At 55.5% G+C, this 23919-nt stretch carries 19 protein-coding genes; 11 read left to right on the top strand and 8 right to left on the bottom strand.

Translation table 11 applies throughout. The features are described from left to right. Positions 1 to 96: 96 nt before the first annotated feature. From lolA to lrp, 3 genes are all read right to left on the bottom strand, one after another. Positions 97 to 705 (bottom strand): outer membrane lipoprotein chaperone LolA, encoded by a 609-nt coding sequence (lolA, locus tag ACN0VL_RS03410; RefSeq protein ID WP_417614725.1) that lies wholly within the window; start codon positions 703 to 705, stop codon positions 97 to 99. Continuing rightward, the gene (locus ACN0VL_RS03405; protein WP_417614724.1) at positions 705 to 3296 is read right to left on the bottom strand and encodes a DNA translocase FtsK 4TM domain-containing protein; all 2592 of its coding nucleotides are present in this window, start codon (positions 3294 to 3296) and stop codon (positions 705 to 707) included. Before ACN0VL_RS03405 ends, lolA begins: the two co-directional genes overlap by 1 nt. A gap of 176 nt (positions 3297 to 3472) precedes the next feature. Further along, the gene (gene lrp / locus ACN0VL_RS03400) at positions 3473 to 3976 is read right to left on the bottom strand and encodes a leucine-responsive transcriptional regulator Lrp (RefSeq protein WP_239552505.1); all 504 of its coding nucleotides are present in this window, start codon (positions 3974 to 3976) and stop codon (positions 3473 to 3475) included. Between the two features lie 611 nt (positions 3977 to 4587). On the opposite strand from lrp, the gene trxB reads away from it, so the two are divergent. After that, positions 4588 to 5541 carry a thioredoxin-disulfide reductase gene (gene trxB, locus ACN0VL_RS03395; RefSeq protein WP_417614723.1) on the top strand — a complete coding sequence of 318 codons (954 nt, stop codon included), beginning with the start codon at positions 4588 to 4590 and terminating at the stop codon, positions 5539 to 5541. 124 nt (positions 5542 to 5665) lie between these two features. Here the strand turns inward: trxB and dauA are convergent, their stop codons facing one another. Beyond that, a complete protein-coding gene (dauA, locus tag ACN0VL_RS03390; RefSeq protein WP_417614722.1) occupies positions 5666 to 7438 on the bottom strand; it encodes a C4-dicarboxylic acid transporter DauA in 1773 nt (590 codons plus the stop codon). A gap of 109 nt (positions 7439 to 7547) precedes the next feature. Here dauA and ACN0VL_RS03385 point away from each other — a divergent pair, with 109 nt between their 5' ends. From ACN0VL_RS03385 to infA, 4 genes are all read left to right on the top strand, one after another. Next, positions 7548 to 7721: a CopG family transcriptional regulator gene (locus ACN0VL_RS03385; protein WP_417614721.1), complete on the top strand. Its 174-nt coding sequence runs from the start codon at positions 7548 to 7550 to the stop codon at positions 7719 to 7721. Positions 7722 to 7732: 11 nt separating this feature from the next. Continuing rightward, positions 7733 to 8455, top strand: a complete 723-nt coding sequence (gene aat, locus ACN0VL_RS03380; protein ID WP_417614720.1) for a leucyl/phenylalanyl-tRNA--protein transferase — start codon at positions 7733 to 7735, stop codon at positions 8453 to 8455. Further along, the gene (locus ACN0VL_RS03375) at positions 8422 to 9129 is read left to right on the top strand and encodes an arginyltransferase (protein WP_417614845.1); all 708 of its coding nucleotides are present in this window, start codon (positions 8422 to 8424) and stop codon (positions 9127 to 9129) included. The genes aat and ACN0VL_RS03375 overlap by 34 nt, the downstream gene beginning before the upstream one ends. A gap of 76 nt (positions 9130 to 9205) precedes the next feature. Then, entirely contained in the window at positions 9206 to 9424 is a 219-nt protein-coding gene (gene infA, locus ACN0VL_RS03370; RefSeq protein ID WP_007419779.1) for a translation initiation factor IF-1, read from the top strand. 168 nt (positions 9425 to 9592) lie between these two features. On the opposite strand, the gene clpA is transcribed toward infA, so the two are convergent. Continuing rightward, on the bottom strand, positions 9593 to 11848 hold the full coding sequence (gene clpA / locus ACN0VL_RS03365) for an ATP-dependent Clp protease ATP-binding subunit ClpA (RefSeq protein ID WP_417614719.1): 2256 nt from the start codon (positions 11846 to 11848) through the stop codon (positions 9593 to 9595). A gap of 48 nt (positions 11849 to 11896) precedes the next feature. Then, on the bottom strand, positions 11897 to 12214 hold the full coding sequence (clpS, locus tag ACN0VL_RS03360; protein WP_417614717.1) for an ATP-dependent Clp protease adapter ClpS: 318 nt from the start codon (positions 12212 to 12214) through the stop codon (positions 11897 to 11899). A 403-nt stretch (positions 12215 to 12617) separates the two neighbouring features. On the opposite strand from clpS, the gene cspD reads away from it, so the two are divergent. From cspD to dbpA, 4 genes are all read left to right on the top strand, one after another. Beyond that, positions 12618 to 12827, top strand: coding sequence for a cold shock domain-containing protein CspD (gene cspD / locus ACN0VL_RS03355; protein WP_417614716.1), 210 nt, complete (start codon positions 12618 to 12620; stop codon positions 12825 to 12827). Between the two features lie 165 nt (positions 12828 to 12992). Continuing rightward, positions 12993 to 15641 carry a bifunctional uridylyltransferase/uridylyl-removing protein GlnD gene (glnD, locus tag ACN0VL_RS03350; protein ID WP_417614715.1) on the top strand — a complete coding sequence of 883 codons (2649 nt, stop codon included), beginning with the start codon at positions 12993 to 12995 and terminating at the stop codon, positions 15639 to 15641. Between the two features lie 197 nt (positions 15642 to 15838). Next, a complete protein-coding gene (dapD, locus tag ACN0VL_RS03345; protein ID WP_417614714.1) occupies positions 15839 to 16870 on the top strand; it encodes a 2,3,4,5-tetrahydropyridine-2,6-dicarboxylate N-succinyltransferase in 1032 nt (343 codons plus the stop codon). Between the two features lie 495 nt (positions 16871 to 17365). Continuing rightward, entirely contained in the window at positions 17366 to 18742 is a 1377-nt protein-coding gene (gene dbpA / locus ACN0VL_RS03340) for an ATP-dependent RNA helicase DbpA (protein ID WP_417614713.1), read from the top strand. Between the two features lie 62 nt (positions 18743 to 18804). Here the strand turns inward: dbpA and ACN0VL_RS03335 are convergent, their stop codons facing one another. Together ACN0VL_RS03335 and ACN0VL_RS03330 are read right to left on the bottom strand one after the other, a co-directional pair. Further along, positions 18805 to 19086 (bottom strand): DUF3081 domain-containing protein, encoded by a 282-nt coding sequence (locus tag ACN0VL_RS03335; RefSeq protein ID WP_417614712.1) that lies wholly within the window; start codon positions 19084 to 19086, stop codon positions 18805 to 18807. A 79-nt stretch (positions 19087 to 19165) separates the two neighbouring features. Next, entirely contained in the window at positions 19166 to 21070 is a 1905-nt protein-coding gene (locus tag ACN0VL_RS03330) for an SLC13 family permease (protein WP_417614711.1), read from the bottom strand. Positions 21071 to 21384: 314 nt separating this feature from the next. Between ACN0VL_RS03330 and ACN0VL_RS03325 the strand changes: the two genes are divergently transcribed. After that, positions 21385 to 22218 carry a S1 RNA-binding domain-containing protein gene (locus tag ACN0VL_RS03325; RefSeq protein ID WP_417614710.1) on the top strand — a complete coding sequence of 278 codons (834 nt, stop codon included), beginning with the start codon at positions 21385 to 21387 and terminating at the stop codon, positions 22216 to 22218. A gap of 256 nt (positions 22219 to 22474) precedes the next feature. Continuing rightward, positions 22475 to 23461 carry a diaminopimelate dehydrogenase gene (locus ACN0VL_RS03320; protein WP_417614709.1) on the top strand — a complete coding sequence of 329 codons (987 nt, stop codon included), beginning with the start codon at positions 22475 to 22477 and terminating at the stop codon, positions 23459 to 23461. The last annotated feature ends 458 nt before the right edge of the window (positions 23462 to 23919 follow it).

Raw genomic sequence — 23919 nt, 5'->3', positions numbered from 1 at the left:
TGAAGGGTAAAGGCCAGGCTCCAAGCCTGTGTAACAACAAAAAAACCGAACCCTGACAGTTCGGTTTTTCTTGCAGCTGAAAGCTGACTGCTGGGTTTAGCGTTGGTCGTCGATCATCACGCCCGCCGGGGGGCGAAAGGTGAAGGTGCTGCTTTCTGTTCTGGGCTGGGTATTCACCTGGCTCAGGGTAAACTCGCTGCGTTGACCGCCCGACTCCAGCACGGTAAAGCGCTGAATCCGATTACGATTATCAAACCGCAGACTGAACTGGCTGATCAATTCACCGGGATCTTTACTGGTCACCACATAGGCATCGCCGTTACGGGTAACATCATATTGCTGCCAGCGCTGGCCATCACCACCGGCAATCAGCAGAAAAGGCGTATTCCGAATGGCGTCTTCCAGTGGCGATATGCTGACCTGTTCAACGAAGGGGTCATACATCCACACGTTGTTACCGTCGGACACTATCACGCTTTCGTCCGGCGATACGGTATGCCAGCGAAAACGATCGGGCCGTGCCAACTGCATGGTGCCCTGGGCACTTTGCATCGGCTCCCCCTGCTCATCGAATACCTGCTGGCTGAAGTCGGCAGAAAAACGGTCAAAGGCGGCCAGTTTCTGTTGTAACTCGGACCGGGCATCGGCCAGCGCCACGGCGCTAACCGACCACAATAACATACTCAAGGCGGCTATCTTTTTCATTAGTTACGCTCCCTAACTGGCGGAGGTGCCAAAACTTCACGTTGGCCGCTGCCCATGGCTTCACTGACAATACCCTGCTTTTCCATTTGCTCTATCAGACGGGCGGCGCGGTTGTACCCTATCTTAAACTTACGCTGTACCCCAGAGATAGAGCCGCGACGCGTCTCTACGACATAAGCTACCGCTTCATCGAACAAGGCATCGGCTTCCTGATCACCTCCTTCCGGCACTTCGCCGGGCAGCAGGCCTTCTGCGCCCACATCACCGCTTAATATGTCTTCAATATAATCCGGCTCGCCGCGCTCTTTCCACGCCGCAACTACCTTGTGGACTTCGTGATCATCAACAAAGGCACCGTGCACCCGGGTGGGCGTACTCTCCCCTGCCGGCATATAGAGCATGTCGCCCATGCCCAGCAGCGATTCTGCGCCCTGCTGATCCAGAATGGTGCGCGAGTCAATTTTGCTCGATACCTGAAACGACATTCGTGTAGGAATGTTGGCTTTAATCAATCCGGTTATCACATCAACCGACGGGCGCTGGGTAGCCAGAATCAGATGAATACCCGCCGCACGCGCCTTTTGCGCAATACGGGCAATCAGCTCTTCTACCTTTTTGCCCACTATCATCATCATGTCGGCAAACTCATCGATTACCACCACTATGTGTGGCAGCTTCTCCAATGCCGGAGGATAGGTGTCCATCGATTGCGTGGGATCCCACAGCGGGTCACGGATAGGTTCACCGGCATCTATCGCTGCTTGCACCTTGGTGTTGTAGCCGTGCAGGTTACGCACGCCCACCGCCGACAACAGTTTATAGCGACGTTCCATTTCCCCTACACACCAACGCAGCGCATTGGCGGCTTCTTTCATGTCGGTGACCACCTCGGTCAACAAGTGCGGAATGCCTTCATATACCGACAATTCCAGCATCTTGGGGTCAATCATGATAAAGCGCACTTCTGCCGGGGTCGCCTTATACAGAATGGACAGGATCATCACGTTAACGCCAACCGACTTACCGGAGCCCGTCGTACCGGCCACCAGCACGTGAGGCATCTTGCCCAGGTTCACGATCACCGGCTCGCCGGCAATATCCTGTCCCAGCACCAGAGTCAGCGGGTGCTTGCTGTCGGCAAATGCCTGGCTGTCCATCACCTCACGCAGATAGACGGTGTCACGCCGCGTATTGGGTAGTTCCAGTCCGACGTAGGGCTTGCCCGGAATCACCTCTACCACGCGCACACTGATGGCGGACAAGGAGCGAGCCAGGTCGCGATCCAGGCGGCTGATTTTGCTCACCTTGATGCCCGGCGCCAAATCCAGCTCAAACCGCGTGATCACGGGCCCGGGATAGACGCCCACCACATTGGCCTGCACGTTATAATCTGCCAGTTTGGCCTCCACCAAGCGGGCAATGCGGTCCAGTTCATCCTCGCTGACCGTATGCTGGCGCGGCTTGGGCGGGTCGAGTAACTCGACCGAGGGTAAAGGTAACAACTCGCGGCTGCGCGTTGCCACAGGAGCCGGTGCGGCCGGCGGTGGAGACGCTGCAGCGGGCGCGTCGTCTTCTTTCAGCCAGGGCAAATCGAGGTCATCGTCTTCGTCGTCATCCAGCGCCCAGCTGTTGGTGTCGACTCTAGGCGTGGGTGCAGGTGCGGGTGCGGCTGCCATGGCCGCTTCCGGCTCGTCCACATCACCCAGTACCGGCTCTTTGCGTACGGGGGGTCTTTTCTTCTGTAATGGCGGGCGTTTTTCACTCTCTGCCGGCAGCGGAGCCAGCAAGGGATCATCCTGCGCTGCATCGGCGACCGGCTCCGGCTGCAACTCGGTATCGGCAGGGCTGGCAAGACGCTCTTTAAAGCGGCGCCACCCCGTAAAACCGGCCTCGGGGGCAGGAGCCGTGGTCTCGACGGGCATGGTTGTAGTCGGTTGCGGCTCCTCGGACTGGCGCCGTAACAGGCTGTTTGCCTGCCAGTCGGCAATGCGCCGGGGCAGCTGACTCAACCACTGAGGAGCATTGATTGCCACCGCGCCCAGACGCTCGACAATCAGTAACCAGGACCAGCCGGTAAAAAACGTGATCCCGGTGGCAAAGGCGAAGAGCAACAGCAAGGTGGTTCCCAGCATGCCAAACACAGGCCCCATGGCCGATGCCAGCATGTCACCGATCAGGCCGCCAGATGAGAAGTAGTAGATATCCCCCAGGTTCATGCTGGCCATCGTTTGCAGGCTGAGCAGCAGCATTAAAAAGCCGATAATGCGCAGGCTCAGTGTTAAATAGCAGATCTCGCTCAAGGCCCGCGGACGCCACAACGTGCCCCAGCCAACCAGCACCATCAACAAGGGCACTAAATACGCCGAAAAGCCAAAGACAAACAGCAGAATATCGGCCAGCCAGGCACCTGCAGGGCCGGCAGCATTACGAATATCTCCCCCCCATGCCGTTTGTGACCAGCCCGGATCAGAGGGGTGGTAAGAAACCAGAGACAACATCATGAAGATCGCCAGTAACACAATGGTGATCAGTCCGGCTTCAAACAGACGCTGTAAACCAGACATGGGAGTAAACAGCTTTTTCTCCGCCAAACGCCTGCTCCTCACTTTTTAAATTAGGTTTTTCAATGGCAACCGAAGCTGAAGACGACAACTTGAGTCGTCAGCAACCAAACGACAAACGAGCGGCCGGGGCCGCTCGCAGGATTCAGGAGGTTGGTCTGCTCCTGCCCGTATAAAAATACCAGAGCCGAGCACATTAGCACAGCTTATCGGGTATTTATCACCAGACGATTACTCTGCTTCACTTCTTCCATCACGACATAGGTACGGGTGTCGTTGACGCCAGGCAGGCGCAACAGGGTTTCACCCAGCAGCTTACGGTAAGCCGACATGTCCGCCACGCGCGTCTTCAGCAAATAGTCGAAATCCCCGGACACCAAATGACACTCCTGAATTTCTTCGAGCTTTTGCACCGCGTCGTTGAACTCGTCAAACACGTCTGGCGTACCACGATTAAGGGTAATTTCAACGAATACCAGTAGCGAGGCATCCAGGAACTGGGGGTTGAGAATAGCAGTATAGCCTTCGATATAACCCTGACGCTCCAGGCGACGCACGCGCTCCAGACAAGGGGTCGGGCTTAACCCGACCCGCTTCGACAGCTCGACGTTGGAAATTCGGCCGTCTTGCTGCAGCTCATTGAGTATATTACGATCGATACGATCAAGCTCTTTGGCCGGCCTGCTATTCAAATCCAACACTTCATCCATCCTTTGACTCATTTTCGATACATTCCACTGTGAACATAAAACCTATATGGCATAAAACCACACCCTAATGCAATAGCGGTACTAGATTGGTATGCATTTCAACCGGCCGTAATGCCGGGCGTGCCGTCATTCCGCAAGCAGAATGCAAATAAATACACACAAAATACGATTATCTATACAATTTAATTGACGATACCCTAACATGACACAAAGCAAACGGATAGCACATTTGTTTGATTTAACCACCAATTCGTCATTAAATATAATTTATAACGTCAATATCGGGTATTTAAACCAACAAGGTCAATAAGAGTGATATTTATCACGGAATAAGCAATAAAATACTCGACACCGCCCCCCGCTCCAGACCGGCCATCGTAAGCAATTGTTAAAACTGGACTTTTCAATCAGATTTATCACCTCGACGGCAAACAGGCAATAATGCATAAATATTCATCAACCTCACCAGGGTAATGCATGTCGGCGGTGCGACCCGTTTGTCTGTGACACTTCCCATGATGGCCGCCCCTTCGTTGTGCTTTATTCCCTGAGGCCTATCCCCTACAATCGATTCCACTTTTATCTGCCAATTGCCAAGGTTGGAGCAATATATGAGCCAAGCAAAACATGCCAAACTGCTAATTCTGGGTTCGGGTCCTGCAGGTTATACCGCCGCCGTCTATGCGGCTCGCGCTAACCTCAACCCGGTACTGGTGACGGGTATTCAGCAAGGTGGTCAGCTGACCACCACCACAGACGTGGAAAACTGGCCAGGTGATGCAGAAGGATTAACCGGCCCGGCTTTAATGGAGCGTATGCAGGCCCATGCCGAACGCTTTGAAACCGAAATACTGTTTGACCATATTAACAGTGTCGACTTCAGCCAGCGCCCGTTTCGCCTCAAGGGTGACAACAGCGAATACAGCTGCGATGCCCTGATTATCGCCACCGGCGCCTCGGCCAAATATTTAGGCCTGCCTTCTGAAGAAGCGTTTCAGGGCCGTGGCGTCTCTGCCTGTGCAACCTGCGACGGTTTTTTCTATCGCAACCAGAAAGTGGCCGTTATTGGCGGCGGTAATACCGCCGTAGAAGAGGCTCTGTACCTGTCGAACATTGCCGCCGAAGTACACCTGGTGCATCGTCGTGATACCTTCCGCTCCGAAAAAATCCTCATCGACAGACTGATGGATAAAGTGGCCAACGGCAACATAGTGCTGCACACCGACCGTACCCTGGACGAGGTGCTGGGCGACAACATGGGCGTCACCGGCGTGCGTCTGAAAGACACTCAGAGCGATGCCACCGAAGAACTGGCCCTGGCCGGGGTCTTCATCGCCATTGGTCATCAGCCCAATACCGGCATGTTTGAAGGCCAGCTGGACATGGAAAACGGCTACCTCAAAGTACAGTCCGGTCTGCATGGCAATGCCACGCAAACCAGCATTGAAGGGGTGTTTGCCGCCGGTGATGTAATGGACCACGTTTATCGTCAGGCCATTACCTCTGCCGGCACCGGCTGCATGGCCGCCCTGGATGCCGAACGCTATCTTGACAGCCTGAAGTAAAACATCGAGCCATAAGTAGTAACAAAAACGGCGCCGTTGATACGGCGCCGTTTTTGTTCAACAGCCAGCCATAACGTTCAGCTACAGACAGCCTTTGTTTTGTCGTCGGTGCCGGGCGCCCGCTTTAACGCCTCACGACTCCCCCCTCACGCCTCACCACTTCCCCCTCACCATGCCGCGCCCTTACCTGCTCCAGCGCTTCTTGCAGGGTGGAATAAAACGATAACTCGTTGGCGATGGGCTGTACTCCGGCTCGGGCCAGGGTTTTTAACGGCTGAAATTGCAGGTCGGCGATCACCACTTCTATTTTTCGCTGCTGGCACTGCTGTACGAAGCGACTCAGCGCCGCCTGACCTCCCGCATCCAGAATAGACACCGCATCCATATACAAAATCACGCCGCTTTGCTCCCGGCACCAGGTCGCCAGCTCGCTGAATACGCGATCGGCGGCGGCAAAAAACAAGGGGCCGTTGATTTTAAACACCGACCACCCTGCCGGCAGTGGCCTGTCCAGCAGCTGTGGGTGAGCAGAAATATCAGACACCCGCGTCATTTCGGCAATATCGCGCACAAACAATACCGCCGCCACCAGCACCCCCACGGTAATGGCCAGCACCATGTCGAATAAAATGGTGAGCGAAAAGCAGGTGAGAAATACCAGAACGTCGCCCCTGGGCGCGGTTTTCAGCAGCCTGATCGACTTGTGAGCCTCACTCATGTTCCAGGCCACTACCATTAGCAAGGCGGCCATGGCGGGCATGGGTAAATAGGCCAGCATGGGCGCCAGCAACACCAGGGCCGCCAACACCACCAGTGCATGCACCATGCCGGCTACCGGCGATTCGGCCCCCGCCTTCACGTTGGCAGCCGAACGGGCAATGGCGGCAGTGGCGGTAATACCACCAAAAAACGGCGCCAGTATGTTGCCTATGCCCTGCCCCAGCAGCTCGCTGTTGGCGCTGTGACGCTTACCCGTCATGCCATCCAGCACCACGGCACACAACAAGGACTCAATAGCCCCCAGCATGGCAATGGCGAAGGCGGCCGGTAACAAAGCCCTCAGCAATGACCAGTCCAGGGTTAACGCTGCCCCGTCGGGCCCGGGTTGCAGCCAGGGCCAGACCCACTCGGGCAATACCGGGGGTATGCCTTGTCCGGTGCTGCCATCGGGTAATAAATAACTGAACTGGCTGCTGATGGTGGCAATTTCCAACCCCTGCCCGTTCAACAGCAAGGTCACCACACTGGCCACCAGCACCGCCGGCAAGTGTGCGGGAATACCGGTTTTCAGTCTCGGCCAGCCCAGCATAATGGCCAGCGTCAGCAAGGCGACCAGCACGCTTGGCCAATATAAACCAGGCACAGCCGCGGCCAAAGCCTGCACCTTGCCCACATAATGTTCGGGCAGAGTGGTCAGCGTCAGGCCCAGAAAGTCTTTGAGCTGCAGAGTGGCAATCACCACGCCAATGCCACCGGTAAAGCCAAGGGTGACGGGCGCGGGTATGTATTCAATCAGGCGGCCCAGTCGCACCAGCGCCATGCCAATCAGGATCACGCCCGACATCACGGTGGCCAGCAACAGGCCCCCCAGACCATATTGCTGCGCCACGGGAAACAAAATCACCACAAAGGCGGCGGTGGGGCCGGAAATACTGAAGCGGGAGCCGCCGGTCAGCGCAATCACAAAACCGGCAATAATCGCGGTATACAGCCCGTACTGGGGAGCCACGCCACTGGCAATCGCCAGCGCCATGGCCAGAGGTATGGCAATAATGCCCACCGTGATACCGGCCAGCACATCTTTTAATAATCGTTGACGGTTGTAGCCTTCCTGAAAGCAGCTCTCGCGCAGCGCGTGGCCAATGCGTAGCGAAAACAAATGTGCCCGATGCGGCATGTTTTTCTCCCAACGACCTTATATTTAAGTGATGTCATCGATTATATGCCCATTGATTATTCATTCAATGTTAATATGATTAACATGTATTATGATATTTGGAGCCAATATGGAACAACGTACCGCTCGCTTGACCTTGTTAATCGATCCGAGAAAAAAGGCGCTGTTTGAACAACTGTGCGCGCAGGAAGATGTCACGCCGTCACAAAAGGTACGGCAGTTTATTCGTGATTATATCGAGCAGAAAACCGGCCAGGACTGGCTCGATATCATCAAGGACTAAGGCCGCTTATCATGCTGACCTTACTCGATCATCAACTCTGGTTTCCGCCGCCTTCCCAGGCGCTGCAAGATCCGAACGGCCTGCTGGCCATGGGCGGCGATTTAAGCCCCCAGCGGCTGTGGCTTGCCTACCAGATGGGCATCTTCCCCTGGTTTGAACAGGGTCAACCCATGCTGTGGTGGTCACCCGATCCGCGCGCCGTCATTGCACCGGATCAGCTTCATGTCAGTCGCAGCCTGGCCAAGCTGGCGCGGCGCAATCGTTACCGGCTGACCATCAATACCGCCTTTGATCAGGTGATCCATGCGTGTCGCTCATTGAGAGAACATCACGAAGGCACCTGGATCACCGCCGATATCGAACAGGCTTATTGCCAGCTGCACCGGCAAGGTCACGCCCACTCGGTTGAGGTGTGGCAAGAGAATCGTCTGGTAGCCGGTCTGTATGGTATCAGTCTGGGGAAGCTGTTCTGTGGTGAGTCCATGTTTCATCGGGTCGACAATGGCTCCAAACTGGCCATGCTCGGCCTGTGCCGCCACTTCAGCCGATATGGCGGCGAGCTGGTCGACTGTCAGCTGCCCAACCCCCATCTGATGTCTCTGGGTGTGCAAACTTGGCCGCGTACGCGTTTTTTGCATAAACTAAAACAGCTACAACAACAGCCGCTCACATCGGGATGCTGGCAATCAGGCGAGTTGGTATTATGCGAGAAGTCAATCTCAAGGTTGGGCTGACCCCCAAACATCCGTGCAGTTATCTTGCCGGGCAAAAAGAGCAATTGCTGGTGCTGCTCGACAAGAAACTGCTGTGCCTTGAGGGCTACGAACAGCTGTTAAGTGCGGGCTTTCGCCGCAGTGGCAGCGATATTTACCGGCCCCACTGTCAGCTCTGCAGTGCCTGTGAATCGCTGCGCATCGATGTGGCCCGGTTTGTACCCAGTCGCAGCCAAAAGCGCATTATCCGCCTCAACCGCGACATCGAGGTTATCCCCAGCGAACAGGACAAACCCGAATACTTTGACTTGTATGCGCGCTATATCAACCAGCGTCATCAGGACGGTACCATGTATCCGGCCAATCGCGACCAGTACCAGGGCTTTTTACAGTGCGACTGGCTGCCACCGCTGTTTATCGAGTTTCGGCTCGGGCAGCAACTGGTTGCCGTGGCGGTCACCGACAGGCTGAAAGAGTCTCTCAGTGCCCTTTATACCTTCTATGATCCCGAGCTGGAGCACAGATCCCTGGGCTCTTTTGCCATATTGAGCCAGGTCATCATGGCAAGGGAACATCACAAAAAGTGGGTTTATCTGGGCTATCAGGTAGATGATTGCCAGAAAATGAATTATAAACAACACTTCCGCCCTCATCAGCGACTTGTCGCCGGACACTGGCAAGCGATGAAAGACTGAGCGGAAACTTTACACTCAGGGCGAAATCCGGCATGATCGCTGCCGCTTTTATTGCCTGCGTTAACAAGAGGACTCAATGGCTAAAGAAGACAGTATTGAAATGCAAGGGACCATTCTGGATACCCTGCCGAACACCATGTTTCGCGTTGAGCTGGAAAATGGCCACGTGGTAACCGCTCACATCTCCGGAAAAATGCGTAAGAACTACATTCGTATTCTTACCGGCGACAAGGTCACTGTTCAACTGACTCCTTACGATTTGTCGAAAGGACGTATCGTTTTCCGCGCTCGTTAATTCGTTCGCCAGTCACACTCGGAGGCGAGCAGCCAGCATTCGCTGTTGCTTGCTATGCGCCGGGTGCTTTGCTTGCTTGTGTTCTGCCAGGCATCTGCCTCTTGAATAAAAAATGCCCGGCTCCCTCTCGGGGGCCGGGCATAGTGGCATTATGTACTCAGACCCATTTTAGTGAGCCAAAGAGGCTTCCGACTGATAATCAAAGTGCAGTTTGTTGTCCTCAAGGGTGACTTTGACCGAGCCGCCACCAACCAGTTCGCCAAACAGCAGCTCGTTGGCCAGCGGCTTTTTCAGTTGCTCCTGAATCACCCGCCCCATGGGTCGAGCCCCCATGGTTCTGTCGTAACCCTTCTCGGCTAACCAATGACGAGCCGGCTCGCTCACTTCCATCGATACGCCCTTGGCATCCAGCTGTGCCTGCAGTTCGACAATAAACTTGTCGACCACCTGATGAATCACCACCATATCCAGATTATTGAACCAGATTATATGGTCTAAACGGTTACGGAATTCCGGCGAAAAGGTACGGTTGATTTCGCTCATCGCATCGTGGCTGTGATCCTGCTGCTGGAAGCCAATCGACTTGCGTATCGTCTCCTGCACCCCGGCGTTGGTGGTCATCACGAAAATCACATTGCGAAAGTCCGCCTTGCGTCCGTTGTTATCGGTCAGGGTACCGTTGTCCATGACCTGCAGTAACAGGTTGAACACGTCCTGGTGTGCCTTCTCGATTTCATCGAGCAGCACCACCGCATGAGGGTGCTTGATCACCGCATCGGTCAACAGACCGCCCTGGTCGTAGCCCACATAACCCGGTGGCGCACCGATTAAGCGCGATACCGTATGGGACTCCATGTACTCGGACATGTCAAAGCGTATCAGCTCTATGCCCAGCACCCGTGACAATTGCTGTGTGACCTCCGTTTTACCCACCCCGGTCGGGCCGGCAAACAGGAAGGAACCAATCGGCCGATTCTCGTTACCCAATCCTGAGCGACTTAAACGAATGGAGTCGCTGAGCACCTCTATCGCCTTGTCCTGACCAAACACCACCATTTTCAACTTGGATTCCAGGGTTTTCAGGGCTTCTGTATCCGAGCTGGAAACGGACTTTTCCGGAATACGCGCAATTTTGGCCACTATGGCCTCAATATCGCCCACCCCTATGGTTTTCTTGCGTCGGGATGGCGGCATCATGCGGATTTTGGCTCCCGCCTCATCGATAACGTCAATCGCCTTGTCCGGTAAATGACGATCATTGATGTATTTGGCCGACAATTCGGCCGCCGCCCTCATTGCCTTGTTGGTGTAGCGCACATCGTGATGTGACTCGTAGCGGCTTTTCAGCCCCATCAAAATCTTGGTGGTGTCTTCCACCGAAGGCTCGGGAATATCGATTTTCTGAAAGCGTCGTGCCAGGGCGCGATCTTTTTCGAAAACCTGGCTGTATTCCTGATAGGTGGTGGAGCCCACGCAACGGATCTGCCCGCTGGACAACATGGGCTTCAGCAGGTTGGCTGCATCCAGCTGACCACCGGAGGCGGCGCCTGCCCCGATAATGGTGTGAATTTCATCAATGAACAGTATGGCGCCCTTCTGCTTTTCAAACTGCTTCAGCAGCGCCTTGAACCGTTTCTCAAAGTCCCCACGATACTTGGTGCCCGCCAGCAAGGACCCCATGTCGAGGGAGTAAATCACGCTGTCGGCAATGATTTCCGGCACCTCGCCGTGCACGATACGATAGGCCAGGCCTTCGGCAATTGCGGTTTTACCTACCCCTGCCTCCCCCACCAGCAGCGGGTTGTTCTTGCGGCGGCGGCACAACACCTGAATGGCCCGGCTGACTTCGTGATCGCGACCGATAAGCGGATCGATACGGCCCTCTTTCACCCACTGGTTAAGGTTGGTGACAAAGCCTTCGGCCTGATTACTTGCTGCTTCTTCGCTGCCGCTGTCTTCCTGCTGCACGGACGGCGCATCTTCCTGTTCGCCGTCCTTGCGCACACCGTGGGACAAAAAGTTCACCACATCCAGACGGTTGATCTGGATTTTCTTCAGCAGATAGGCGGCCTGGGATTCCTGCTCGCTGAAAATGGCGACCAGCACGTTGGCACCGGTGACTTCGGCATTGCCGGAGGACTGCACATGAAACACCGCCCGTTGTAACACCCGCTGAAAGCCGAGTGTCGGTTGGGTTTCAATATCGTCTCCCACCGGCAATAGCGGTGTGGTCTGTTCGATAAAAAGATGGATTTCACGACGTAGCTGCTCAAGATCGGCACCACAGGCAGTGAGTGCCTCTTTGGCAGATGGGTTATTCAACAACGCCAGTAGCAGGTGCTCCACCGTCATGAACTCGTGGCGAGCACGGCGCGCTTCGTTGAAAGCGTCATTCAATGTGCTCTCAAGATCTTTGTTCAACATAGGCACCTCCCCTAAAAACTTCGGTGTCCCGTTGCGGCGGGTACTAACTCATTCCTGCTCCATGCTACATAACAACGGGTGTTCGTGTAGTCGAGCATAGTTATTCACTTGCGCTACCTTGGTTTCTGCTATTTCAGCAGTAAACAGTCCACAGACTCCTTTACCTTGATAATGTACTGCCATCATCACCTGTGTTGCCTTGTCCTCATCCATGGCAAAGAATCTTTGCAGTACCTCCACCACAAAATCCATGGGGGTATAATCGTCGTTATTCAAGATGACCTTGTACATAGGAGGGGGTTGCAGCGCAGTCTCTTCCACCTCTTTTAGCTGATCACCATCGGCCTGCTGTATTCTCCTGCTCATATATCTACTCTAAATCACCGTTCCAGATCTCGCTACAACATAGCTGTCAAATTTAGACATCTGTGCGTGGCGTCCTTTAAAATCATGGCTCAAATACCACTGGTTGACTATCAGGATATCAGGAACAGGGTAGAGTGTCTTTTCCTTCACCCTACCGCTTACACTGGCCCTGTCAATAGGGTTGATGCCTGACTGTGAGCCAAGAAACAAGGCTTGACTCGTCTTATTGTTTGATTAGAGTGGTGTCTTGGTAATGATTAAACTGGCCATGGTACAAGGCTGGATTTAGTGGTTACCGCATCCGGCGAAGAATCGCCTGTAGTGATAATCAGCCCTGTTCAACAGATTCATGGCTGAGCAATCAATGTTGTTTAGGATGTTTGAGCATAAGGGATGCACGAGTATGACAACCGGTACGGTGAAGTGGTTTAACAATGCTAAGGGATTTGGCTTTATCTGCCCACAGGACGGCGGTGATGATGTGTTCGCACACTTCTCCACTATTGAGATGGATGGATATAGAACCCTGAAGGCGGGCCAGTTGGTACAATATAAAATTGAACAAGGCCCAAAAGGGGATCATGCGACCAGCATCAGACCCGCGGGCGAATAATAATAAAGCACGGATACCCGGTATCTAATAATCAAGGCGCTACGGCGCCTTTGTTGTTTCTCCCTCCCAGTGCCGGTGTAAAGTGGGGAGAAAGCACTGTGATATGCTAACTTAGGGTCTGTTGACCCTGGTGCCTGCTTAAGACTCAGAGGATATTGCCGCCCTATGGATGCCAGCCTGCTTGCTCCGGCCCTGCTAGACCCGGCCGAACTCACCCTGCCCAAGTGCAAAGCCATGCTGGCACGCCTGCAGCAATGGCTTGAACAGCGCTTTAATGCGGGCGACGACATCATGGAGCTGGTGAGCACCCGCTCCCAGCACATGGATCAATTGCTGACCGGGTTGTGGCAGCACTTTGGCCTGGCACAAGACCCGCAGCTGGCGCTGGTCGCCGTCGGTGGTTACGGCCGCGGTGAACTGCATCCCTACTCTGACATCGACCTGCTGATCCTGAGTGAAGACGCCAACCCGGCCATGAATGAACGTATCGGGCTTTTTATTACACGGTTGTGGGATCTGCGACTGGAAGTCGGCCACAGCGTGCGCTCGGTGGCGGAATGCATCCGGCAAGGAGAGCAGGATCTCACCGTCGCCACCAATTTAATGGAAGCGCGCCTGATCACCGGCTGCTACCTCACCTTTGCCGCCTTAACCCACGCCACCGAGCCTGACTCTTTCTGGCCCAGCCATACCTTTTTTGAAGCAAAACGGGAAGAGCAGGCTCAACGACACCGCCAGTACCAAGACACCAACTACAAGCTTGAACCCGACATTAAGAACAGCCCCGGCGGCCTGCGGGACATTCAAACCATCAGCTGGGTGACTCGCCGCCACTTTGGTGCCACCACGCTGCACGAAATGGTCAGTCACGACTTTTTAAGTCAGGACGAATACCTCGAGCTGCTCGATTGCCAGAACTTCTTGTGGAAGCTGCGCTTTGCCCTGCACATGGCCATCCACAAGTCCGATAACCGCCTGCTGTTTGACCGGCAACGTGCCGTCGCCACGGCACTGGGGTTTGCCGGTGAAGGCAACGAGCCGATAGAGCAGATGATGAAGCGTTTCTATCAGACGGTGCGGCGGGTGGCCGAGCTTAACGAAATGTTACTGCAGGTGTTCGACGAAGCCATTCTGGGCCACATCGCCATGGATGTGACGACGCTGACTCCGGAATTTCGTTTACGCGGCACCCTGATTGATGCCATCGACCCCGAGCTGTTTATCGAACAGCCAGCGGCCATTTTGCGGCTGTTTTACCAGATTGCCGCTCAGCCCCAGGTAACGGGTATCTATTCCAGCACCCTGCGCCAGCTGCGTGATGCTCGCCGGCTGTTGCCTGACTTTTTATGCGAACGCCCCGATTGTCGACGGCTGTTCATGATGCTGATGCGCCATCGCCAGGGCTGTGGCCTGGCGCTGACGCTGATGCACCGCTATGGCATTCTGGCGGCCTACCTGCCCCAGTGGAATAAAATTGTCGGCCAGATGCAGTTCGACATGTTTCATGCCTACCCGGTAGACGAGCATACCCATCGCTTGCTGAAAAACATTTACCGCTTTCGAACCCCCGAGGCAAAACGCAGCCATCCGCTTTGCTTCGACATCTGCAGCCGCTTGCGCAAACCCGAGCTGCTCAATCTGGCCGCCCTTTTTCATGATATCGCCAAGGGCCGTGGCGGCGATCATTCCGAGCTGGGTGCCGAAGATGCGCTGGCATTTTGCCTGCAGCACGATCTGGATAAATCCGATGCCCGCCTGGTATCCTGGCTGGTGCGCCAGCACCTGTTGATGTCGGTCACGGCACAGCGACGCGATATTTACGACCCCGACGTGATCAGCGAGTTTGCCGGGCTGGTCAGAGACGAGCTCCGACTCGATTTTCTGTATGCCCTGACCGTGGCCGATATTTGTGCCACCAACGACAATCTGTGGAACGACTGGAAAGGCAGCCTGCTGCGAGAGCTGTATTTTGCGACCCAGAAAGCCCTGCGCCGTGGCCTGGAAAACCCGCCGGATCTGCGTTTGCGTATTCGCGAAAACCAGCGCCAGGCTCGACAGATCTTGATCCAGCTGGATACCTCGGATGAGCAAATCAAATCCCTGTGGTCCCGCTTTACCGCTGATTACTTTTTACGCCACACCCCGGAGCAAATTGCCTGGCACAGCCGGCACATCATTGCCCACGACGATAGCCAGCGTCCCCTGGTGCAAATCAGCCAGCAACCGGGCCGAGGGGGCAGCGAGCTGTTTATCTACAGCCCCGACTCCCCCAACCTGTTCGGTCGCGTCGCCGCGGCGCTGGATCAGAAAAATCTCAATATCCACGATGCCCAGATCATGACCTCGAAAGACGGCTACGCGCTCGATACCTTTATCGTGCTCGAACCCGATGGTCAGCCGATCAGCGGTGATCGACTCGGCGAACTATGCCAACGCCTGAGCGAGGTCTTGCTCAGCTCGGCTCCGCCCACCATTCGGATTCGCCCACCGTCGCGCCGGCACCGGGAGTTCACCGTCACCACCCAGGTTAATTTTTTGCACCCTCAGCGGCCAACCAAGCGCACCTTGATGGAACTGGTTGCGCTCGACACCCCCGGCTTGCTGGCCAGAGTCGGCAACGTCTTTAGCCAGTTAAAACTCAACTTGCACGCCGCCAAAATCACCACCATCGGCGAGCGCGTAGAAGACTTTTTCAGCCTGACCAACCAGCACAATTGCCAATTAAATGAACAGGAACAGCAATTACTGCGCGAAAAACTGGTCGAAGAACTCGCTCAGGACGGAAAAAGTGTGATAAAAAACACCCTAAGTTGAAATGCTGTACGGGCTTGACGTTTGTTGACTGTCCACTTACCGCTCCCTTGTTCGGCACCGGTGCCCCATGCTGTTGCCATACACAGCTGAACGGCTCAACAAACTGCAAGCTTCAGCCTGTAACTGACTGACATCCGGCTGGCCGCCTTGCGCGCCAGCCGATTACGCATTAAAACCAAATACACGGAGTGACCAGGATGGCAAACTTTGCTTTCGGTCTGGGTGTGGGCACCAAGTCCGCCAAAGGTGAATGGCTGGAGATTTACTATAATCTGCCGCTGCTCAACGCAAACGACACACTGATTAACGCAGTGGCTGCGACAATCGGTTACCAAGGCGGCAACGCTGCCATCGAAATCAACACTACACAGCTGAAGGATCTGGCCGCGGCTTTTCTGTCTGCGGACGCACCTGAGCAGGCCGACATAGTGACGGTGCTTGAAGGCACCCGCCAGCCGCTGGTCGTCACCATTCTGGACACAGATGCTGCACCGGCAAGCACCGCCGAGGTTTACCTCAAGCTGGCGCTGCTGTCTCACCGTCTGGTCAAGCCCCACGGCCTGAACTTGTCCGGTATGTTCGGCCTGCTGCCCAACGTGGCCTGGACCTCCGAAGGGGCCATCGCAGTAGACGAGCTGGCCAAACGCCAGCTGGCGGCCCGTGCCCAGGGTCGCACCATCAGCGTTGACTCCGTCGACAAATTCCCGAAAATGACCGACTACGTAGTACCGGCCGGCGTGCGTATCGGTGATGCGTCCCGGATCCGCCTGGGAGCTCACGTCGGCGAAGGCACCACCGTCATGCATGAAGGTTTCATCAACTTCAACGCCGGTACGCTGGGGGTCAGTATGGTTGAAGGCCGCATTTCTGCAGGAGTTGTGGTGGGTAACGGTTCCGATCTGGGTGGCGGTTGTTCCACCATGGGCACCCTGTCCGGTGGCGGCAACATCGTCATCTCTGTGGGCGAAGGCAGCCTGCTCGGCGCCAACGCCGGCCTGGGTATTCCGCTGGGCGATCGCTGCACCATAGAGTCCGGTCTCTACATCACCGCCGGCGCCAAAGTGACCGTGCTGGATGACCAGAATCAGGAAGTTAAAACGGTGAAAGCCGCCGAGCTGGCAGGAAAATCCGACCTTATGTTCCGTCGCAACTCCCAGAGTGGCCGCATCGAGGTGAAAACCAACCAGTCCGCCATCGAGCTGAACGCCGAGTTGCACAAACACAACTAAGTTTGTGTCTGCCAGAGGTCTGCCTCAGGCACCTCCCACGACACGCCATGAACTCATCCTTGAGGGCTCGGGAAATGCCCTCCATGGCATTTCACGGTCGTGGGAGGCGATCTCTGCTGCCTCTTCTCAAGCACCGAGTTGCCTGTAGACAGCACGGACAGGCAACTCCGTAGCATCAAGGAGGATAAAGGGATCTTCTCCGCCGACCATCACATGACAGGGACGTCATGTGCTGAGCGTCACAGGGATGTGCTTGTAGCGTGTCGGTGGAGGAGACCCTTTGTCCGACATTTATAGAGCAGAAATAGATCTGCTATTTAATCAGTTTGGTATTATCCCCCCCTTCGCCAGGGTGAGGTTTCTTCGCGGGAGTCACCAGGCAAGTCGCGGCTTTATGTGTACCAAACAGTCAAAAATCACCACAGGCGGTGCTTTTCTGCTATTCTATCGGCCTGCCTGTGTGCACCTCCTTTTTCTGACCTCAAGAGTTTCTCCGTGAACAACACCGAATTTTCCACCCTGTCTCTGGACCCTGCGCTGATCGCCAACCTGACCAGCCTTGAATATACCCGTATGACGCCAATCCAGGCTCAGAGCCTGCCGCTGATGCTTGACGGCAAAGATGTGATCGCCCAGGCCAGCACCGGCAGCGGTAAAACCGTGGCCTTTGGTCTGGCCTTGCTGGCTCGCCTTGATGTCAATCGACTGGGCGTGCAGGCCATGGTGATTTGCCCCACCCGGGAGCTGGCCGATCAGGTAGCCCGCGAACTGCGTCGCCTGGCCCGAGCCATGGCCAACGTCAAGCTGGTGGTGCTCTGTGGTGGCTCGCCCACGGCCGCGCAAACCGCGTCCCTCGAGTTTGGCGCCCACATAGTCGTGGGTACCCCGGGGCGCATGCTCAAGCACCTGGAGCAAGGCAGCCTGATACTGGATGATCTTAATACCCTGGTGCTGGATGAAGCAGACCGCATGCTCGACATGGGCTTTGCCGATGACATAGAACGCGTCGTCGCTTTCGCACCCAAGCCACGCCAGACCCTGCTCTTTTCTGCCACCTACCCGGAAGGGATTGCCGATCTCAGCCGCGGGTTGCAAGACGCCCCGGAGCGTGTATCCGTTGCGGATGAAAACAGAGCCGACACCATAGTACAGCTGCTGTTTGAAGTGACGCCCAACCTGCGCAAGCAGGCACTGGCCACCTTGCTGGCCCACTATGCCCCCCGCTCGGCCGTGGTGTTCTGCAACACCAAGCGCGCCTGTCAGGAAGTGGCCGACCACCTGACCAACCTGGGTTTTGCTGCGCTGGCGTTAAATGGCGATTTGGATCAGCGTGAACGCGATCAGGTGTTAATCCGCTTCGCCAACGGCAGTGCCAATATTCTGGTCGCCACCGACGTTGCGGCCCGCGGCCTGGATATCAAAGAGCTGGCGGCGGTGATCAACTACGACATCACCCAGGATCCGGAAGTTCATGTGCACCGCGTTGGCCGCACCGGTCGTGCCGGCCAGCAGGGCCTGGCATTAAGCCTGTACAGCGCGCAAGAAGCCTATCGCGTCAACATGATCGAAGAATACCAGCGTGCCCCCATAGTGCAGGGCTCACTGGCTGACTTGAATGGCAACATAGCGCCGCTGCAGCCAGAGATGGTCACCCTGAATATTGCCGGTGGTCGCAAAAGCAAGATCCGCGCCGGGGATATTCTGGGCGCTCTGACCGGGGAAGCAGGCATTAAAGGTGCCGAAGTCGGCAAAATCGATATTTCAGAAATGCAGTCTTACGTGGCCGTGCACAGAGAGGTGGCCAAGCAGGCGCTCAAGCATCTGCAACAGGGTAAAATTAAAGGCCGCACCGTCAAGGTACGACTCATTTAAAACCCTGGCGAAGCGTGTAGGGTAAAATCAAGAGCCGAAGGGTGTTTTCCCTTCGGCTCTGCTTATTCTTCGCCCCGCTCACGGTCATTATAATGACGGTGAATATAGTCAATTTTGTCCATAAACTGACTCTTTAACTTTTCACTGCTGTAATCAAACTCATAGCTTTGATGAAAGTTCAGCTGCAAAGTCACGCCACTGCCAGACAACACCACGCTGTAGCCGTCAAAGTCACTGCTGGCCATTATGCCTTCCAGCATGTGCCCTTCTTCATGAGGTTCACCAAAACGACGGATCTTGTCAAAGACCTCCAGCACAACCTTGTTGTTTAGCTCGTTCTGCATGCTTATCTCCTCAATTTATCTCCGCCTTACGTCTTCAGTTTAACTTACAGCGTAAGGCTGATAGCGGTATTTTCCTGAATTACAGGGGCCACACCCACAACAGCATGGGTACGGTGACCAGTATCACCAGAATATCCAGCGGCAACCCCAGTCGCCAATAGTCACTAAAGCGAAAGCCACCCGGGCCCAATATCAGGGTGTTATTCTGATGGCCAATCGGCGTTAAAAAGGCACATGAGCCACCTATGGCCACCGCCATTAAAAAGGGATCCATGCTCACCCCCAACTGGTTGGCGGTACCAATGGCAATCGGGCTCATCACCGCCGCCGTCGCGGCATTGTTCATTAAATCCGACAGGTTCATGGTGACCACCAGGATCAGAACCAGTGCTATGGTGGCATGCCCCTGGGCCAGCCCATTCAATAACAGATTGGCAATCAACTCGGCGGTACCACTCGACTCCATGGCTTGTGCCACCGGAATCAGGGCCCCCAGCAGCACGATCACCGGCCAGTCGATGGCACTGTATACCGAGCGTGGCGGCACGGTGCGCACCACCATGGATAATAATACCCCTGCCGCAAATGACACGGCGGCGGGTAGCAAACCCAAGGCCGCCGCCATCACAGACGCCGCCATGATCACGGTCGCCAGCAGCGCCATGCGCTTGTCGGGAATACGCAACTCACGCTCGGCCAAGGGCACGCACCCCGTGCTGGAGGCAAACTCGGCAATGGCTTCCGGCCCCCCCTGCATCATCAGGAGATCACCGGCTCTAAACGCCTGGGCCCGCAGCCGTTTGACCGAGCGTTTACCCTGGCGCGATATCGCCAGCAGGTTAATACCATAGCTGGTTCTCAGCTGAATGCCGGTGGCCGTGCGCCCCAGCAAGCCTGAGCTGGGCAACACCACCAGCTCCATCAGCAACACTTCGTCATTGGCGTCGCTACTGCTCTCATCCGCCTTGTCGCTCTTGTCAGCCTTGCTCGCCGACGCCGTCTCTGTAGTCTGGGCGGCAGCCACTGCTTCACCACTGTCGTTTTTATTGTCCTCCCTGGCTTTTTCCTTTTCTTTCTCTTTTTCATCCCGGGTTGCCTTGGCTTCTTCCAGCTTCAGCCCCAGGCTGGACAAGGCACTGGACAGGGTTTCCGCTTCCGCTTCCAGCATCAGAATATCGCCGGCCTTCGCGCGCCGACGTGGGCTAGGTGGCGAAACTCGCACCGCGTTGCGCACCAAGCCCAATACCTGAGCATCGGCCTCGACCAGTGCCTGCTCTATTTCACGCAGCGTCATCCCTTCGGCCTTGCACCCCGCGGGGACCAAGGCCTCGGTAATATAGGCGCCCGAGTCAAAGCTGTCGGCACCGCCCTGCTTGCGCCCCGGCACTATGCGCCAGCCTATCAGCGCCACAAAGCTCACCCCCACCGCGGCCACCACCAGGCCAACCGGCGTAAAGTCAAACATGCCGAACATGCCCTCGCCACTCGCCTCGCGAAAGCCCGACACTATCAGGTTGGGGGGAGTCCCTATCAGGGTGGTCATGCCGCCGAGTATGGTGCCGAATGACAAGGGCATTAATACCTTGCCGGTAGGAATTTGCTTACGGCGCGCCATTTGTACTGCCACCGGCATCAAGAGCGCCAAGGCCCCCACGTTGTTCATGAAGGCTGACAGAACGGCCCCCAGAAAGGTCAGCGCCGCAATCGATAGGGTCGGTCCCGCATTCGAGGGCAGCAGCTTGCGCGTCAGCACATCAACGGCCCCGGAGCTTTGCAGCCCCTTGCTTAACACCAGCACGCAGGCCACGGTAACAACGGCCGGGTGGCTGAAACCGTCGAAGGCGACGTCTGTCGGTACCAGCCCCGTTAAAATACAGGCGAGCAAGGAGCCGGCCGCCACCATGTCATGACGCCAGCGCCCCCATAAAAACATCAGCACTGTGCTGATCAGAATAATAATAATGGTGATCTGTTCGGGGTTCATTGATTGCTCACTCCTGCTCAAGGTCGGAGGGGGTCCTTAACACGGTGCTTTCCCAGAGAGATCACACATAACGCTACCCGCTTAATACTCAAGTGCGGCCTTCCGAGTGTAGCAGTATTCCTGCTCACTCCAACAATAAAAAACCAGGGCGGTTCCTGTTAAAAAGCACCACTAATTCATTGAACCCAAAGGACTAACCATCAACTTTTGCTCGTCAACCTCATGCTTGTACTCCACAGTGATTTGCTCGCGCAACGGTGGCCTTTATGGCTGGGCCGAGCTAAAATCGTTTTTTTAAATATACGGTAGTACTCATGATCAAGCTTGGCGATAACAACACCCTGCCCCTGTTACGATTAGACGAAAAAGGCGGCTGGCTGGATGCGGGAGAATACGGGGAAACATTTTTGCCGCGGCGCCAATTGCCGGCCAACTGTCAGCCTGGTGATGAGATAGCCGTGTTCATCTACCTGGACTCGGATCAAGAGCCGGTGATCACCACAGAGACCCCCAAGGCGTTGGTGAATCAGTTTGCCTCGCTAAAAGTCGTCACCACCAACCGTTTGGGTGCCTTTCTCGACTGGGGCATGAAAAAAGATATCTTTGTGCCGCAGCGCAGTCAGGCCAGACCCATGGAGGAAGGCCGGCATTATGTGGTGTACCTGTATCTGGATCACGAAGGGCGCATGGTGGCCAGCAGCAGGCTGGACAGTTTCCTCAGCCGCGAGCTGCCGGCCTATAAGCCAGGTCAGGAAGTTGACTTGCTGGTAGCCGAGCACACCCCTTTAGGCTTTAAAGCCATAGTGGACAATCAGTTCTGGGGCATGTTGTTCCGCTCGGATATTTCGGGTCGCGTTCCCATGGGCCTGAGCAGCAAAGGTTATGTCAAACAGGTGCGGGACGACGGAAAAATCGATCTTACCCTGTTCAAGCCCGGCCCCGGCAAGGTGGATGATGCGGCACAAGCGGTACTCGACAAGCTCGAGCGCGCCGGTGGCGTCATGAAGGTGAACGATAAAACCGACCCGGACACTATTTTCCGCCTGTTTGGCATCAGCAAGGGCACCTTCAAAAAAGCCATTGGCGGTTTGTACAAGCAAGGCCGCATAGTGATTGAAGCCGATGGCATTCGCAGCACCAAACACTAAACAGCCTTTAGACTGCCGGTATGCAGTCATGTCCTTTCAATGATAATATTGCCCTGTTACAAATGCAGCTTAATGGCATAAATAGGCGGTGCAGCGATTGCAACCGCCTGACAAGCAATGGAAACGTAACAGCTTTGCTCATCTTTGCGCCTTGATTAGGCTGTCGCAAGACTGCATTTGTAGCGTATTGCCCGCTAACGCAAATACATACAAATACTGCTGGCTAGCCAGTACAGCTCAAACAAAAGGTTGATTGATGACACAGATAAGAATCGCCATCGCCGGCTATGGTAACCTCGGCCGCGGTGCCGAAGCCGCGATTAAACAAAGCCCGGACATGCGCCTGGTTGCCGTGTTCAGCCGCCGCGATCCTGCCAGTGTCGAGCTACTCGACAGTGCGGTGCCCGTTTATGCGATGGCCGATATAGAACAATACCAGAACGACATAGATGTTTTGATATTGTGTGGCGGCTCCAAATCCGATTTGCCCGAACAAGGCCCTCATCTGGCCGGCCTGTTCAACATAGTCGACAGCTTTGATACCCACGCCAAAATTCCGGAATACTTTGCCGCATTGGATAAACCGGCACAGGCTGCCGGCAAGGTGGCCCTGCTGTCTGTTGGTTGGGATCCGGGTCTGTTTTCACTGAATCGTCTGTTTGGCGAAGCCATTTTGCCTCAGGGCGAAACCTACACCTTCTGGGGTAAGGGATTGAGCCAGGGTCACTCCGATGCGGTACGCCGCGTGGCGGGGGTTAAGTTCGGCGTGCAATATACCTTGCCTTCCGAGTCGGCAATGGCCCGGGTGCGCAATGGCGAGCTGCCACAGTTAAGCACCCGGGAAAAACACACGCGCGAATGTTTTATCGTGCTGGAAGACGGCGCCGATGCCGAGACGGTACGCAATACCATAGTCACCATGCCGGACTACTTTGCCGACTACGACACCACGGTCAACTTCATTGACCAGCAGACCTTCACCGAACAGCATGGCAACATGCCCCACGGTGGCTTTGTGATCCGCAGTGGCGAAACCGGTACCGACAACACCAAACAGGTGCTGGAATTTTCATTGAAGCTGGGCAGCAACCCGGAATTCACCTCCAGCGTACTGGTTGCCTATGCCCGTGCCGCTCACAAGCTTAACCAGGCTGGCGAGACCGGCGCAAAAACCGTGTTCGATGTCGCGCCAGGATTACTGTCGCCCAAAACCCCGGCACAACTGCGTAAAGAAATGCTGTAAACCCGTGATGGGTAAAGCGTGAAGCGTGAGGCGTTAACCACGTCACACTGCGCAAAAAAGCACCGAGCCTGAAGGTTCGGTGCTTTTTTTTAAACCCAAACGGTGTTAACTAATATCTCATAACTGATGTGGATACTGGGGCTAGCTTTTCTTTCTCGTCACCCTCGCGCAGGAACGTCATCCTCGCGTAGGAACGTCATCCTCGCGAAGGCGGGGACGGGGACGGGGGTCCAGTGTCTTTGCAGGAGAAGCGCAGGCTGACAGATCTGCACCACAAGCCCTGGATTCCCGCATTCGCGCTGAGGGCTCCCCAGTTTTTTGCAGATCATGCCGAAACACCTGGTGAGAATAAGTAAAGGCGGCTCAACCTTGCCAAGGCTCGCTCCAGTAGCGAGCTTGTTACTCGCCGGGGTTCATGAAATAGCATTTGCTTGCCTAGTGTGAGAAAGGACAGCACC

It is taken from the genome of Oceanisphaera sp. (genome assembly GCF_048268965.1).
Taxonomy (GTDB): Bacteria; Pseudomonadota; Gammaproteobacteria; order Enterobacterales; family Aeromonadaceae; genus Oceanimonas.
Note: the sequence above shows the minus strand (reverse complement) of the source record. Positions and strands in the feature narration are given on the sequence as shown.